The 14524-nt window shown below is 69.6% G+C and carries 13 protein-coding genes; 11 read left to right on the top strand and 2 right to left on the bottom strand.

The window, feature by feature from the left end; genetic code table 11:
* Window positions 1-63 precede the first annotated feature (63 nt).
* The 8 genes from pstC to phoU all read left to right on the top strand — a co-directional run bounded on the left by pstC (window position 64) and on the right by phoU (window position 8026).
* Window positions 64-1029, top strand: a complete 966-nt coding sequence (gene pstC, locus ACQUS7_RS13230; RefSeq protein ID WP_435124630.1) for a phosphate ABC transporter permease subunit PstC — start codon at window positions 64-66, stop codon at window positions 1027-1029.
* Window positions 1029-2651, top strand: coding sequence for a phosphate ABC transporter permease PstA (pstA, locus tag ACQUS7_RS13225; RefSeq protein WP_435124633.1), 1623 nt, complete (start codon window positions 1029-1031; stop codon window positions 2649-2651). The genes pstC and pstA overlap by 1 nt, the downstream gene beginning before the upstream one ends.
* A gap of 106 nt (window positions 2652-2757) precedes the next feature.
* Entirely contained in the window at window positions 2758-3615 is an 858-nt protein-coding gene (gene pstB, locus ACQUS7_RS13220; protein ID WP_435124636.1) for a phosphate ABC transporter ATP-binding protein PstB, read from the top strand.
* Window positions 3616-3911: 296 nt separating this feature from the next.
* Entirely contained in the window at window positions 3912-4499 is a 588-nt protein-coding gene (locus ACQUS7_RS13215) for a hypothetical protein (protein ID WP_435124639.1), read from the top strand.
* Between the two features lie 68 nt (window positions 4500-4567).
* Window positions 4568-6280: an ABC transporter ATP-binding protein gene (locus tag ACQUS7_RS13210; protein ID WP_435147603.1), complete on the top strand. Its 1713-nt coding sequence runs from the start codon at window positions 4568-4570 to the stop codon at window positions 6278-6280.
* Window positions 6277-7062 carry an energy-coupling factor transporter transmembrane component T family protein gene (locus ACQUS7_RS13205; protein ID WP_435124643.1) on the top strand — a complete coding sequence of 262 codons (786 nt, stop codon included), beginning with the start codon at window positions 6277-6279 and terminating at the stop codon, window positions 7060-7062. The genes ACQUS7_RS13210 and ACQUS7_RS13205 overlap by 4 nt, the downstream gene beginning before the upstream one ends.
* Before the next feature lie 76 nt (window positions 7063-7138).
* The gene (locus tag ACQUS7_RS13200; protein WP_435147601.1) at window positions 7139-7270 is read left to right on the top strand and encodes a hypothetical protein; all 132 of its coding nucleotides are present in this window, start codon (window positions 7139-7141) and stop codon (window positions 7268-7270) included.
* An 81-nt stretch (window positions 7271-7351) separates the two neighbouring features.
* Window positions 7352-8026, top strand: coding sequence for a phosphate signaling complex protein PhoU (gene phoU / locus ACQUS7_RS13195; RefSeq protein WP_435124648.1), 675 nt, complete (start codon window positions 7352-7354; stop codon window positions 8024-8026).
* A gap of 373 nt (window positions 8027-8399) precedes the next feature.
* Here the strand turns inward: phoU and ACQUS7_RS13190 are convergent, their stop codons facing one another.
* A complete protein-coding gene (locus ACQUS7_RS13190; protein ID WP_435124650.1) occupies window positions 8400-10628 on the bottom strand; it encodes a CDC48 family AAA ATPase in 2229 nt (742 codons plus the stop codon).
* 276 nt (window positions 10629-10904) lie between these two features.
* Between ACQUS7_RS13190 and larC the strand changes: the two genes are divergently transcribed.
* Window positions 10905-12344 carry a nickel pincer cofactor biosynthesis protein LarC gene (gene larC, locus ACQUS7_RS13185; protein ID WP_435147598.1) on the top strand — a complete coding sequence of 480 codons (1440 nt, stop codon included), beginning with the start codon at window positions 10905-10907 and terminating at the stop codon, window positions 12342-12344.
* Between the two features lie 6 nt (window positions 12345-12350).
* On the opposite strand, the gene ACQUS7_RS13180 is transcribed toward larC, so the two are convergent.
* On the bottom strand, window positions 12351-13088 hold the full coding sequence (locus tag ACQUS7_RS13180) for a hypothetical protein (protein ID WP_435124654.1): 738 nt from the start codon (window positions 13086-13088) through the stop codon (window positions 12351-12353).
* A gap of 108 nt (window positions 13089-13196) precedes the next feature.
* Here ACQUS7_RS13180 and radB point away from each other — a divergent pair, with 108 nt between their 5' ends.
* Together radB and ACQUS7_RS13170 are read left to right on the top strand one after the other, a co-directional pair.
* On the top strand, window positions 13197-13889 hold the full coding sequence (radB, locus tag ACQUS7_RS13175) for a DNA repair and recombination protein RadB (protein WP_435147596.1): 693 nt from the start codon (window positions 13197-13199) through the stop codon (window positions 13887-13889).
* A 164-nt stretch (window positions 13890-14053) separates the two neighbouring features.
* Window positions 14054-14434 carry a 30S ribosomal protein S8e gene (locus ACQUS7_RS13170; RefSeq protein WP_435124658.1) on the top strand — a complete coding sequence of 127 codons (381 nt, stop codon included), beginning with the start codon at window positions 14054-14056 and terminating at the stop codon, window positions 14432-14434.
* The last annotated feature ends 90 nt before the right edge of the window (window positions 14435-14524 follow it).

The raw sequence follows: 14524 nt of genomic DNA, 5'->3' as shown, positions 1-14524 counted from the left end.
GGTGTCGCACGGTGAGACGGCAACGAAGCGCTTTTTCGCACCCCACCCGATGCACGACTTGAAATGAGCGGCGACCGGAGCACCGGCGACCTCACACGGCGAACCGAGAACTCCTCGCGCGAACTGCTCGCACGCTGGTTCTTCTTCGCCTGTGCCGCGATTTCGGTCGTCACGACGGCAAGTATCGTGCTGTTGCTCGTCCACGAGGCCGCGAAGTTCTTCACCGTCACGGCGCCGTACGTCGGCGGCGTCCAGGGCGCGACGGCGTCCATCACGGAGTTCCTCACCGGCACCTCGTGGAACCTCTCGGGCCCCGAACTCGGCGTGCTGCCGCTCGTCTCCGCGACGCTGATGGTGACGTTCGGCTCCGCCGTCATCGCCATCCCGCTCGGCGTCGCCACCGCCATCTACCTCAGCGAGTACGCCAGCGAACGCGCCAGGTCGTACCTGAAGCCCGCGCTCGAAGTGCTCGCCGGCGTCCCCTCCATCATCTACGGCATCTTCGCCGTCGCGTACATCACGCCGGCGCTCTCCACGGTCTTCCCCTCCATCGGCTTTTTTAACATCGTCTCCGCGTGCGTCGTCGTCGGCGTCATGATTATCCCGATGATCGCGTCGGTCAGCGAGGACGCCATGAGCGCCGTCCCCGACGAACTCCGCGAAGCCGGCTACGGCATGGGCGCGACGAAGTTCGACGTCTCCGTCAGCATCGTCGTCCCGGCCGCCACCTCCGGCATCATCTCGTCGTTCATCCTCGGGCTCTCGCGCGCCATCGGTGAGACCATGGCCGTCACGCTCGCCACCGGGTCGCGCGCCATCCTCCACAACCCGCTGAACCCGCAGGCGTACCTCGAACCCGGGATGACGATGACCGCCGCGATGATTCAGCTGCTGTTCGGCGACATCACCGGCGGCGGCCTCGCCTACCGCAGCCTGTTCGCCATCGGCCTCGTGCTGTTCTGCATCACGCTCGTCATGAACATCATCAGCGACGTCATCGCCCGACGCTACCGCGAGGTGTACGAATAATGGCCGCCGACGCCAGCGACACCGGCGGCACCGGCGGCACCGGCGGCACCGGCGACTCCGGGTTCGGACAGGTCAGTCGGCGCGCCGGCATCGTGTTCCGGTACGCCATCCTCGCCGCGACGCTCACCGGCCTGGTCGTGCTCGCCGCGCTGCTGCTGTACGTCGCCAACGACGCCTTCCAGCCGTTCACCGCCGACGCCGGCTGGCACGTCACCTACCTGCTCACGCTCGTCGCGCCGACGCTCGCGACCGGCGCGTGGCTCTACCGCCGGAGCTACTCGGCGCTCACCACCGGGCTCCTCGCGTTCTTCCTGCCGGCGGTCAGCCTGCTGTACGCCGGCGGGCTCGCCGCCATCTTTCTCGACGTCATCCCGACGCTCGTCTGGCTGTCGTTCGTCGTCGCGTTCGCGGTGCCGGCGCTGCTCGTCGTCGCGCTCCGCCGCGTCGACACGCGCCTCCCGTTCCTCGCGCGCGTCGGCTCGGTCGTCGCGGTCGGCGCCGCGTCGCTGCTCGTCGTCCCCGGCGTCGTCCAGGGGCTCACGACGGTGCCGTCCGACTGGCTCGTGATGGCGCTGACGCTCGGCGTCCCCGAGGCGTACCTCGTCGCGAAGTACGCCGAGCGGTGGGGCGGCCGCGCGCCGCTCGTCGCCGGCGCCGCCACCGTCGCCGCCGCGGTCGCCGGCGCGTTCGTCGGCGCCGCCGTCGGCGTCGGACAGCTCCCGGGCGTCATCATGACCGTCATGGCCGGCGTGCCGACCGCGGTGTACGCCGCGACGGTGCTCCGAGAACGGCCCGTCCAGCGACCCGGGCTGGCGCTCCCGGTCGTCGTCGTCGCCGGCGCGGTCGTCGGCACCGTCGTCGTCTCGACGCTCGGCTTCACCGGCCCCGACTCGTACGTCGACTGGTCGTTCCTCACCAGCGTCGTCCAGAGCGGCGACCCCGACGAGGTCGGCATCTACCCCGGCATCGTCGGCACCGTCCTCATCATGATCGTCGTCGGCGTCCTCTCGTTCCCCGTCGGCGTCGGCGCCGCCATCTACCTCGAAGAGTACGCGCCCGACAACACCGTCACCCGCATCATCGACATCAACATCAACAACCTCTCGGGCGTCCCGTCGGTCGTCTACGGCCTGCTCGGCCTCGGCCTGTTCATCAGGTACGGCGGCATGAACTCCGGGACGCTCATCGTCGCGGGCGCGACGCTCGCGCTGCTCATCCTCCCCATCATCATCATCTCGGCGCGGGAAGCCATCCGGTCGGTGCCGGACTCGCTCCGGCAGGCCTCCTACGGCATGGGCGCGACGCGGTGGCAGACCACCCGCGACGTCGTGCTGCCGCGGGCGCTCCCCGGCATCCTCACCGGCACCATCCTGGCGCTGTCGCGCGCCATCGGCGAAACCGCGCCGCTGCTCGTCATCGGCGCCGCCCAGGTGTTCGGCGTCCCCGACTCGTGGAACTCCACCATCGGCGCGATGCCGCTGCAGCTGTACGTCTGGGCGTCCACGTACGCCAGCCCGAAGTTCTACACGACGGTGCTGGCGGCCGGCATCGTCGTGCTGCTCAGCGCGATGCTGACGATGAACTCCATCGCCATCGTCGTCCGCAACAGGTTCCAGCAATGACTCCACCGACAGACACCACCTCGACACGCGGCCTCCGGGGCGAACAGCGCGGCCGACCGCTCGGTACGGAACACCTATCCGCGGGAGCGCCCCAGGTGATGTACGGATGAGCGACACGGACCCGACAGACTCCAGTCCGGACCAGCTCGTCGACACCGACCCCGGCCGCGGCGGCCTCTCAGAGTCCGACGACGCCGAACCGGTCGCCGCAGCCGACACGGCCATCGAGAGCCGACACCTCGACGTCTGGTACAACGACGACCAGGCGCTCGACGACATCTCCATCGAAATCCCGGAGAACCAGGTCACCGCGATGATCGGGCCGTCAGGCTGCGGGAAGTCGACGTTCCTCCGGTGTATCAACCGGATGAACGACCTCATCGACGCCGCGCGCGTCGAGGGAGAACTGCTGTTCAACGGGAAGAACGTCTACGACGACGACGTCGACCCGGTGGCGCTCCGCCGCCGCATCGGCATGGTGTTCCAGCACCCGAACCCGTTCCCGAAGAGCATCTACGACAACGTCGCCTACGGCCTCCGCATCCAGGACCGCACCGAGAACCTCGACGAGCGCGTCGAGGAGGCGCTGAAGGCGGCGGCGCTGTGGGACGAAGTGAAAGACCGGCTCGACGAGTCCGGGCTCGAACTCTCCGGCGGCCAGCAGCAGCGGCTCTGTATCGCCCGCGCCATCGCCGTCGACCCCGAGGTCATCCTGATGGACGAGCCCGCCTCGGCGCTCGACCCGGTCGCCACCAGCCAGATCGAAGACCTCATCGCCGACCTCGCCGACGAGTACACGGTCGTCATCGTCACCCACAACATGCAGCAGGCCGCCCGCATCTCCAACAAGACCGCGGTGTTCCTCACCGGCGGCGAACTCGTCGAGTACGACGACACCGAGAAGATATTCGAGAACCCCGAGTCTCAGCGCGTCGAAGACTACATCACCGGGAAGTTCGGGTAGTCCGGCGACGGCCTGCCCGTCGACTCCGCGACTCCGCCGGCCCGCCACGACGACGGCCTTCGCGGCCCCGCTTTCCCGCCGCGCCGCCGAAGCATCCGTTCGTCGCCGTCTGCACTCCCGCCCGACGGTCGCGCATCGACGCGGGGCCGCGTCACTCGCGAGCGACCCGGCGCCGCCGGGCGGCGTGTCCCGATTCGGTTCCGCTCGGTAGCGCTATATATCGTTCCGAACCGCTCACGGGCGCTCAGTACACCTCTTAGCACGCCTTTTGGGGGTGCTCTCCCGACGAACAGTCGATGTCGCAGAACCAGTCACAGCAGATTCCACCGGCCAAGCTGATGGTCATCACGGGAATCACGGCGGTACTGTTCGTCGGCGGGCTCCTGCTCACCGAGTTCGCAGGGATTCCGGAGTTCTTCGGGGACACCGACTTCAAACCGTTCTTCCTGCCGTACCTGCTCGCGGCGCTGCTTCCGTACGGCGCCGCCACGCTGTCGGTCGGCTTCGGGATGGCGCTCGGTGAAGGCATCCTCGACGTCGTCGAGGGGTACGCCGCCGACGACGCGTTCGGCTTCTTCGGCTACGTCGTCGGCCTGTGGGCGTTCGCGTACGTGCTCCACCGCTGGGGCGACCCGACGAACAAAACCCACATGTCCATCGCCGCGGTCGTCGGCGCGTTCGTTCAGATCGCCATCGAGGGCGTCGCGTACCTCGTCATCGACGGCGAGACGGCGACGTTCTACGCCATCAACGTCGTCGGGAACACGGTCACGCACGGAATCGTGCTGGGGGCCATCCCGCTCGTCATCGTCTACCCGCTGCTGCACGGCCGCATCGAGCGCTACCTCGGATTCGCTCCGCAGGGCTCCTCGTCGGCCAACTGACGAGATGACCGCGACACGCATCGCTCGCTCACCGACCGCTCGGTCCCCGCCTCACACTCCACCGTCCGATGTTACACGCTGACTCGCTCACATTCACGTACGCCGGCGAACCAGACCCCGCGTTGAACGACGTCTCGGTGTCGGTCGACCCCGGCGAGGCACTCGGTCTCGCCGGCCCCGTCGGCGCCGGAAAAACCACGCTGTGCATGGCGCTCGCGGGGTTCGTCCCGTCGGTCACCGGCGGCACCCTCGCCGGCGACATCGAACTCGACGGCGTGCCGCTGTCGGAGGCGAACGACGCCGCCGACGGCCGCCGCGTCGGCATGGTGTTCGAAGACTTCGGGGCGCAGATGACGCAGGTGTACGCGCTCGACGAAGTAATGGCGCCGCTGCGGAACAGCGGCGTTCCGCGCGAGGAGGCCGCGGCCCGCGCCCGAGAACTGCTCGACCGCGTCGGGCTCGGCGACCTCGACGCCTCGTCCAAGCGGACCTGGGAGCTGTCGGGAGGCCAACAGCAGCGCGTCGCCGTCGCCGCGGTGCTCGCGATGGACCCGGACGTCGTCATCTTCGACAACGCGACCGGGATGCTCGACCCCCGCGGGAAAGAGCGGCTCGGCGGCATCATCGACGACCTCGCCGGCGACACCTCGGTGATCGTCGTCGACGACGACCCGGACTTCCTCGCCGAGCGCGTCGACCGCCTCGGCGTCATGGACGACGGCGACCTCCGGACCATCGGTCCCACGGAGACGGTGCTGCGCTCGGACGACTTCCTCGACACCGACGGCGTCCACCCGCCGACGCCGCTCCACGTCGCGGACGGAGCAGGGCTGCCCGGAGCGCCGCTCACGGACGGCGAGTTCGAGCGAACGGTCCGGGACGCGGGCGTCGGCGACGTACAGCGGCAGACCGTCGTCCCGGACGGCTTCGGCCCGACGCAGCTGTCGGTCGACGACGCCGTCTACGAGTACGGCGACGGAACCCGGGCGGTCGACAGCGTCTCGCTCGACGTCCACGCCAACGAGGTGCGCGCGGTCGTCGGCGGCAACGGCGCCGGGAAGACGACGCTCACGAAGCTGCTCGCCGGCCTGTCGAAGCCCGACGACGGTACCGTCACGGTCTGCGGTACCGACACGACTGACTCCACCGCGATGGACCTCGCGTGGGACGTCGGCACCGCGTTTCAGAACCCGGACGAGCAGCTCTCGGAGGCGACGGTACGCGAGGAACTCGCCTACCCGCTCGAACGCCGGCGGTACGAGCGAACCGGCTGGTTCTCCAAGGAGACGCGGTTCACCGACGACGAAATCGAGTCCCGCGTCGAGTACGCCCGCGAACTCGTCGGGCTCGACGAGGAACTGATGGAGCGCGACCCGACGCTGTTCCCGCGCGGACACCGCCGACTCGTCACCATCGCGGAGGCGCTCGTGCTCGACCCGGACGTCGTCGTGCTCGACGAGCCGATGGTCGGGCTGGACGCGGCCGCGCGGAACAGCGTCCACGAGACCATCGAGCGGCTCCGAGACGCCGGGAAGGCCGTCGTGCTCGTCGAACACGACATGGACCTCGTCTGTTCGGCCGCCGACACCGTCACCGTCCTCGTCGACGGCGCGGTCGCGACGACCGGCGAGACGCGGTCCGTGTTCGCGCCCTCGAACTGGGAGCGGCTCGTCGAGTGGGACGTCGCGCCGCCGCGAGCCGCCCGCCTCGCAGACGACGTCGACGTCGACGCGCTCTCCCGGCGCGGACTCACTGACGTGCTCACGGAGGTGTCAGCGTGAAACTCCGCGTCCCGACGCTGTACAACGACCGCGACACGCTCGTCCACCGGCGCGACCCGCGGGCGAAGATATTCGTGTTCCTCGTGCTGGTCGCGCTCATCTACGTCGCCCCGACGTGGCAGTGGATGGCGGCGCTCACCGTCGTCGGCCTCGGGGTCGCCGTCCTGGCGCGCGTCCCGCCGCTGTGGCTCGGCGCGTTGTACGGGCTGCAGCTCATCAACATCCTCTCCATCGTGTTCTTCCCGTCGCTCCCCGAGATCGTCGCAGGGACGTTCACGTGGTCGCTCGACGGCGGCGCGCTCGCGGCCGGCCTGAAACTGGCGCTGGCGTGGACCGCGGCGCTGGTGACGTCGGTGTCGCTGTTCTCGACGATGCGGGTCGAGGAGATGGCCGACGGCTTCCGCGGACTCGGCGCGCCCGAAGTGTTCTGTTTCGCGTGGCAGTACACGCTGCTGCTGCTGTACCTCACGGTCGACGACATGATTCGCATCGCGGACGCGACGAAGCTGAAGGGCGTCAAACTCGAAACCCGGAACCCGCTGACGCTCGCGCGGAACCTGCCGCGGATGTTCATCCCGGTCGTGTTCACGGTCGTCCGACGCGCCAACACGATGATGGCGGTGCTCCAGCAGCGCGGCTACTCGTTCACGGAGCGGCCGCCCGCCACCAACGAACGTCGGTTCGGCGCGGGCGACGCTGCGTTCGCCGTCGTCGGGGCGGCCGTGTTGGTGCTCGCGCTCGCCGACCGAGTCGGCGTCGTCACGGTCCCGATGCTCACCTGACCGGCCTCTCCCGAGTCCGGTCTCACTGCCGAACGCCGGGCACGAGGCTTATCTCTCTGCGCACCGACGATTCGGTATGGAAACGCAGACGCTGTTCGCCGCGTACGTCGTCGTCGTCGCGCTCGGCGGGCTCGCGTTCGGCGACCGCGTCGTCGACGTGCTCGCGTCGACGCTGTCGAGCACGTCGGACGTCGAAGACGACCTGTAGCCGCCGCGGTGACCCGTCTCGGGACGCGCGCGGCGGACCGACGAGAGTAACGCTTACCCCGCGTCGGGCGGCAGAGTCGGTATGCCCCGGAAGCAGTACCAGGAGCGCCTCGAAGAGCTCCGCGAGGACGTGCTCTACATGAGCGAACTGTGTGCCGACCGGCTGCGGCTCGGCATGGACGCGCTCAAACAGAAAGACGAGGAGCTCGCGCGCCGCGTCATCGAGGAGGACAGCGAAGTGAACCAGCTCTACCTCGAACTGGAGCAGGACTGCGTCGACCTGCTCGCGCTCCAGCAGCCGGTCGCCGGCGACCTGCGGTTCATCGCGTCGTCGTTCAAAATCATCACGGACCTCGAACGCATCGGCGACCTCGCGACGAACCTCGGCGAGTACACGCTCGACGCCGAACACGACGTGTTTCCCGACGTCGACGTCCAGCGCATCGGCGAGTTCACGCTCGACATGATCGACGCCGCGATGGCGGCGTACGCCGACGAGGACGTCGACGCCTGCTACGCAGTCGCCGACACCGACGACGAACTCGACCAGATGTGCGAAGACGCCAGCGCCACCGTCGTCCGCGAACTCATCCAGCAGGAGGGCGTCGACTCCGAGGAGGACGTCGACGAGATCATGCAGGACGTCTCCCGACTGCTGCTCACGATTCGCGACCTCGAACGCGTCGGCGACCACGCCGTCAACATCGCCGCGCGGACGCTGTACATGCTCGAAAACGACGACGAACTCATCTACTAACCGACCTCTTTTGACGGGGGTTCTCCCTCGTTCACTTCGTTCACTCGGTCGAACCCCCGCAAAACCCGTCGATGCCAAAACTCCGTTCGCTCGGTCGCTTCGCTCCCTCGCTCACGGCAGGTGCGCTCGCGCTGACCGCAGCCGCCGCGGTGCTTCACTTTGCAGATTCATGCTGTCGGCATCGACTTTCGGAGTCGGTCGGAGTAAACGTCGTTCGATAGGCCCGCAAGTGTGCTGCGGGCATCCGCGAGCGAAGCGAGCGGTTCTCCGCGCTCTCACTGCGTTCGAGCGCGGCGGTTTTGGCATGAACGGGTTTTACGGGGGTTCGACGAGCGAGCGCAGCGAGCGAGGAGGACCCCCGATAAAAGAGGTTCTACTGGAAGCCGATGCGGCCGCCGCCCTGTTCGCGGCGGATGCCTTCGCTGCCGCCGCCTTTGAACTGCTCTTCGACGTTCTGGTAGTAGTCGAGGATGTCTTCGGTGATGGTCGGCCGGACGTTCTCGAGGGCGGCGCGGAAGTGCCGCATCGACACCGCCTCGGCGTCGTCGTCCTCGCGGAGCGCCTCGATGGCGGCCTCGCGGGCGATGGACTCCAGGTCGGAGCCGACGTAGCCGTCCGTGGTCTCGGCGAGTTCGCGGAGGCTGACGTCGGGGCCGAGCGGCGTGTCGTCGGTGTGGATGCGCAGAATCTGTTCGCGGCCCTCCTCGTCCGGCTGGCCGACCATGACGAGCCGGTCGAACCGGCCGGAGCGGATGAGCGCCGGGTCGATCATGTCGGGGCGGTTCGTCGCGCCGATGACCATGACGTCGCCCATCTCTTCGAGCCCGTCGAGTTCGGTGAGCAGCTGGTTCACGACGCGCTCGGAGACGTTGTTCCCCATCTCCTGCCCGCGGCTCGGCGCGAGGCTGTCCAGCTCGTCGAAGAAGATGATGGTCGGCGACACCTGCCGGGCCTTCCGGAACGTCTGCCGAATCGCCTTCTCGGACTCGCCGACCCACTTCGAGAGCAGCTGCGGGCCGCGGACGGAGATGAAGTTCGCGTTCGTCTCGTTCGCGACCGCCTTCGCCATCAGCGTCTTCCCGGTGCCGGGCGGCCCGTACAGCAGCACGCCCTTCGGGGCTTCGACGCCCATCCGCTCGAACTTCTGCGGGTCTGACAGCGGCCACTCCACCGCCTCCTTCACCTGCTGTTGTGCGTCTTCGAGGCCGCCGACGTCGTCCCACGAAATCTTCGGGAGCTCGACGAGCACCTCCCGCATCGCCGACGGCTCCACCTCGGCGAGCGCGCCCTGGAAGTCCTCGCGCTTCACGATCATGCGGTCGATGAGGCTCGGCGGGATGTCCTCTTCGTCCAGGTCGATTTCGGGGAGGTAGCGCCGCAGCGCCTTCATCGCCGCCTCCTTCGTCAGGCTCTCGATGTCGGCGCCGACGAAGCCGTGCGTCTCGTCGGCGAGCCGGTCGAGCCCGACGTCGTCGCTGAGCGGCATGCCGCGCGTGTGAATCTGCAGAATCTCCTTCCGGCCGGTCTCGTCCGGGACGCCGATTTCGATTTCGCGGTCGAAGCGGCCGGGGCGGCGCAGCGCCGGGTCGACGCTGTCGACGCGGTTCGTCGCCGCGATGACGATGACCTGTCCGCGCGTCTCCAGGCCGTCCATCATCGTCAGCAGCTGCGCGACGACGCGGCGCTCCACTTCGCCGGTGACGTCCTCGCGTTTCGGCGCGATGGAGTCGAGTTCGTCGATGAAGATGATGCTCGGCGACTCGTCTTTCGCGTCCTCGAAGATTTCGCGGAGCTGCTGTTCGGACTCGCCGTAGTACTTCGAGATGATTTCGGGGCCCGCGATGGAGAAGAACGACGCGCTGGTCTCGTTGGCGACCGCCTTCGCCAGCAGCGTCTTCCCGGTGCCCGGCGGGCCGTGCAGCAGCACCCCCTGCGGCGGCTCGATGCCGAGCTTCTTGAATATCTGGGGGTGTTTCATCGGCAGCTCCACCATCTCGCGGACCCGCTGAATCTCCTGTTGGAGGCCGCCGATGTCCTCGTAGGTGATGCCGCCGCCGGTCTTCTCGAACCCGGATATCGGCTCCTCGCGGAGTTCGACGTCCGTGTCCTCCGTGATGAGACAGACGCCGTCGGGCTCGGTGTCGACCGCGATGAGCGGAATCGCCTGCCCCGGCGACCGCATGAACGGGTGGTTCGTGCTGGACATCACCGGGACGATGTCGCGTTCGACGACCGGCCGCTTCAGGATCTGCCGTTTCACCATGCCGGCGGCGTCCGAACCGAACTGGACGGACGCCTCCTCCGGCGGCGCGAGCGTCAGCGACTCCGCCTTCTTCGCCTCCGCCTTCCGGATGGTGACGCGCTCGCCGATGCCGACGTCGGCGTTCTGCCGCGTGAAGCCGTCTATGCGGACCGTGTCGGTGTTCCAGTCCTGCCGGTCGGCACGCCACACCTTCGCGGCGGTCGTCTCGGCGCCCTCGATCTCGATGATGTCGCCGGGCGACAGCTTCAGGTGCAGCAGCGTGTCGGGGTCGAGGCGCGCGATGCCGCGCCCCGAGTCGTTCGGGTAGGCCTTCGCCACTTCGAGTTGGACTTCGTTCATTGTTTGGGAGGCGGGGTGTTCGTGTGCGGTGTCTCTGCCACGGCCGGGGTTAAGTGCTACGCTACCGACGGTTCGCGACCTCGGCGCCCGGCCGAGTGCTAGACGATAACACGGTACGTCGGCGGCACGGAAAACACCACCGGGTCCGTCAGACGCCGTCGCACACCGCCCCGGATAGCCGGCGCTCCGGCGGGCGGCTTCGTCCGGGTCAGCGGCCGCGCTCGCCGCCGGTCGTCGCTCCGAACGCTTTTTCGCGGGGCGGCCCACGGTCACGGTATGCGTACCCTCGCGTTCGACGGCCGGATGGGTGCCGCCGGCGACATGCTGCTCGCCGCGCTCGTCGCGGCCGGCGCCGACCCCGCCGTCCTGGAGCCCGTGGAGGAGGCCCTGCCCGTCACGGTCGAGTTCGAAACCGTCGACAAGTGCGGCATCTCCGCCACCAGCGCCCGCGTCGTCCACGACGAAGCGCCCCGCGACGACGCGGCGGAACACGACCACGGCGACGGCCATGACCACTCGCACAGCCACGGCGACGGCGACGACCACTCGCACGGCGACGGCGACGGCGACGACCACTCGCACAGCCACGGCGACGGCGACGCCGACGACCACTCGCACAGCCACGGCGACGGCGACGCCGACGACCGGTGTCCGCGCGGGCACGACCACGCGCACGAGCATGGCGCAGAGGGCCACGGCTCCCAGCGCACCTACGCCGAGGTCGTCGAGTTCGTCGAGGCGATGGCGGTGCCCGAGGGCGTGAAAGGCGACGCGCTCGACGTCTTCGAGATACTCGGCGAGGCCGAATCCTCCGTGCACGGCCAGCCGCTCGCGGACACGCACTTCCACGAGGTCGGCGCGGACGACGCCATCGCGGACGTCGTCGGCTGCTGTCTGCTCGTCGCGGACCTCGCCCCCGACCGGGTCGTGACGACGCCGGTGGCGACCGGCGACGGCGAAGTCGAGTTCAGCCACGGCGTCTACCCGGTGCCGACGCCGGCGGTCGTCGAAATCGCGGAGCGCGCCGACTGGGCGGTCCGCGGCGGCCCGGCCGACGCCGAACTGCTGACGCCGACCGGCGCCGCCGTCCTCGCGCACTTCGCGGACGGCGTCGACCGGCTCCCGTCGCTCCGCGTCGACGACTCCGGCTACGGCGCCGGCGACCGCGACTTCCCGGACCGGCCGAACGTCGTCCGCGCCACCGTCGGCGAGTCGACGACCGACGGCGGCGACGACGCGGCGACGGACCTGGTCCGCGACGACATCGCGGTGCTGGAGACGAACCTCGACGACGCCGCCCCGGAGGTGCTCGGCGGCCTCCACGAGTCGCTGCGGGCGGCCGGCGCGCGCGACGTGTCGGTGCTGCCGGCGACGATGAAGAAGTCCCGGCCCGGCCACCTCGTGAAGGTCATCTGCAAACCGAACGACGCGGAGGCGGTCGCGCGGCGGCTCGCGGAGGAGACCGGGACGCTCGGCGTCCGCGAGGGCGGCGCCAGCCACCGCTGGGTCGCCGAGCGGCGCTTCGAAACCGCCGAACTGGACGTCGACGGCGACAGCTACGAGGTGTCCGTCAAGGTCGCCTCCGACGCAGACGGCGACGTCTACGACGTGAGCGCCGAGTACGACGACGCGGCCGCGGTCGCCGGCGAGTCGGGCGTGCCGACCCGCGAAGTCCTGCGGCGCGCAGAAGCGGCCGTCCACGACCGGCTGGACTGACCGGTCCTAGTCGCCGCGGTAGCTCGCGAGCGCCTCGGTCATCGTGAGTTCGCCGAGCGCGACCCGGCGGGCGAGGTCGGCGTCGATGGTGAGTTCGCCGTCGGAGCGCTCGCGCGACTCGTTTTTGACGCGCTGAATCTCGCCGGGCGTCGGGTCGACGTCGCGGGTCTCCACCGGGTCGCCCTCCCGGCGGGCGATGTTGACGGCGGCGAGCACGTCCGCCATCCCCTTCCCGCTCGCGCCGGCGCCGAGCGCGGGCGTCGTCGCGGTCTCGTCGACCAGTTCGACGGCGACGTCCTCCAGTTCGTTCACGATCTGGGCGCCCTGGAGCCGGGCGCCGTCGCCGACGCGGACGAGCGCGTCCGGTTCGCCGGCGACCTCTTCACGGACGGTCGCGACGGCGTCCGCGAGCGGGACGTGGAACGCCGCGACGACGGTGTCGCCGACGCAGACCGCGATTCCGGGGCGCTCCCCGGGGTCGACGCCGACGACGAGCCGGTCGTCGCCGCCGCGGAGCGAGCCGAGCGCGGCGTCGACGCCCGCCCGGACGTCGTCCGCGGTGGTCGTGACGTGGGTCACGTCGTCGGCGGCGGTGACGCCCTCGTCCGCCGCCGAGATGACGACCTCGGCCCGCTCGGGGAGCGGCTCGTCCGGCTCCGCGGTGGTGAACGTGGCGCCGCGGTCGCGCAGCTCGCCGACTGCGGCGTGATACAGCCCGAAATCCTCGGTGACGACGACGATCAACAGTTGCCTCTAGGGCGGCTCGGACGCTTTACCGTGTCGCTGCCGACGGCGGCGGTCGGCGAGCGGCCGGTCGGGGAGTTCATATGCGGTGACGCCCCAGCGTCCACCGTGCCCGACCCTCTCTCCACCGGCTGCGCGGCGCTCGATGACCTGCTCGGCGGCGGCATCGAACGCGGCGTCGTCACGCAGCTGTACGGACCGCCGGCCGCGGGCAAGACGAACGTCGCGCTCACCGCGGCCGTCGAGGTCGCCGCGGCCGGCGGCTCCGTCCTCTACATCGACACCGAGGACCTGTCGATGGAGCGGTTCCGACAGATTTCGGAGGCGCGGACGGACGAGCCGGTCGAGGAGGTCGCCTCGCGGCTCATCGTCACGGAGGCGATGAGCTTCGACGAGCAGGGCGAGGCGGTGCAGGACGCCGAGGAGTTCGCGGACAGCGTCGACCTGGTCGTGCTGGACTCCGCGACCGGCTTCTACCGGCTGGAGCGCAACAGCGACGCCGCCGCCGGCGACGCGCTCCGCGCCGTCGCCCGGCAGGTGACGCACCTGCTGTCGCTCGCCCGGAAACACGACCTCGCAGTGCTTCTCACCAACCAGGTGTTCACGGACCCGGACGCCGACCGCACCCGGCCGCTCGGCGGCAACACGCTCGAACACTGGACGGGTGTCGTCGTCCGGCTCGAACGGTTCCGCGGCGGGAACCGCCGAGCCACCATCGAGAAGCACCGCTCTCAGCCCGCCGGCGGCACCGCGCGGTTCGAAATCACGGACGCCGGCATCGAGGACGTCCAGGAGCCGTAGTCAGCGGCGGGGCGGTACCGCCGCGACCGCGGGCATCCCGGCAGTCCGGACTGGCTCACCGCCGCGAATCGCCGTCAGCCGTCGGTGAACGGCCGGGAACGGCCGCGAGAGCCGGCGACGGCAGAGTCGAGCGATTCAAGTATGCGCCGGGCCTGCACCGACGTATGAAAGACCAGAGTGGTCGCCAGAAGCGCAAGCGCACCGGCGGCCGACGCCGCACGTTCCGCAACAAGAAGCGACACAGCCTCGGGCGCGAACCGACCGAGACGACGGTCGGCGAACCCCGGTTCCGAACCATCGACGCCCGCGGCGACAACGAGAAGATTCGCGCGCTCTCCGCCGACACCGCGCAGGTCGCGACGGACGGCGAAACCGAGACCGCCGAAATCGAGGACGTCGTCGAGAACCCGTCGAACGTCAACTACGTCCGCCGGAACATCATCACGAAGGGCGCCGTCATCGAGACGAGCGCCGGCCGCGCCCGCGTCACCTCCCGCCCCGGCCAGACCGGGCAGGTGAACGCCGTCGTCGTCGACGACGAGTAACCGTCGCGCCGTTTTCCGGGTCGCCGACACCGTGACGTCGTAGCGGCTGCGCCGGCGACGTGACTGCGCCGTCTCCGGTTCGCGCCGCTC

Source organism: Halobaculum sp. P14 (assembly GCF_051195155.1).
Lineage (GTDB): Archaea > Halobacteriota > Halobacteria > Halobacteriales > Haloferacaceae > JBNTKA01.
Note: the sequence above shows the minus strand (reverse complement) of the source record. Positions and strands in the feature narration are given on the sequence as shown.

Bases quoted from the DNA above. Each gene is read 5' to 3' on its own strand.
- pstA (WP_435124633.1), top strand. From the start codon at position 1,029: ATGGCCGCCGACGCCAGCGACACCGGCGGCACCGGCGGCACCGGCGGC.
- ACQUS7_RS13210 (WP_435147603.1), top strand. From the start codon at position 4,568: ATGTTACACGCTGACTCGCTCACATTCACGTACGCCGGCGAACCAGAC.
- ACQUS7_RS13190 (WP_435124650.1), bottom strand. From the start codon at position 10,628: ATGAACGAAGTCCAACTCGAAGTGGCGAAGGCCTACCCGAACGACTCG.
- pstC (WP_435124630.1), top strand. From the start codon at position 64: ATGAGCGGCGACCGGAGCACCGGCGACCTCACACGGCGAACCGAGAAC.
- phoU (WP_435124648.1), top strand. From the start codon at position 7,352: ATGCCCCGGAAGCAGTACCAGGAGCGCCTCGAAGAGCTCCGCGAGGAC.
- ACQUS7_RS13170 (WP_435124658.1), top strand. From the start codon at position 14,054: ATGAAAGACCAGAGTGGTCGCCAGAAGCGCAAGCGCACCGGCGGCCGA.
- pstB (WP_435124636.1), top strand. From the start codon at position 2,758: ATGAGCGACACGGACCCGACAGACTCCAGTCCGGACCAGCTCGTCGAC.
- ACQUS7_RS13200 (WP_435147601.1), top strand. From the start codon at position 7,139: ATGGAAACGCAGACGCTGTTCGCCGCGTACGTCGTCGTCGTCGCGCTC.
- ACQUS7_RS13215 (WP_435124639.1), top strand. From the start codon at position 3,912: ATGTCGCAGAACCAGTCACAGCAGATTCCACCGGCCAAGCTGATGGTC.
- larC (WP_435147598.1), top strand. From the start codon at position 10,905: ATGCGTACCCTCGCGTTCGACGGCCGGATGGGTGCCGCCGGCGACATG.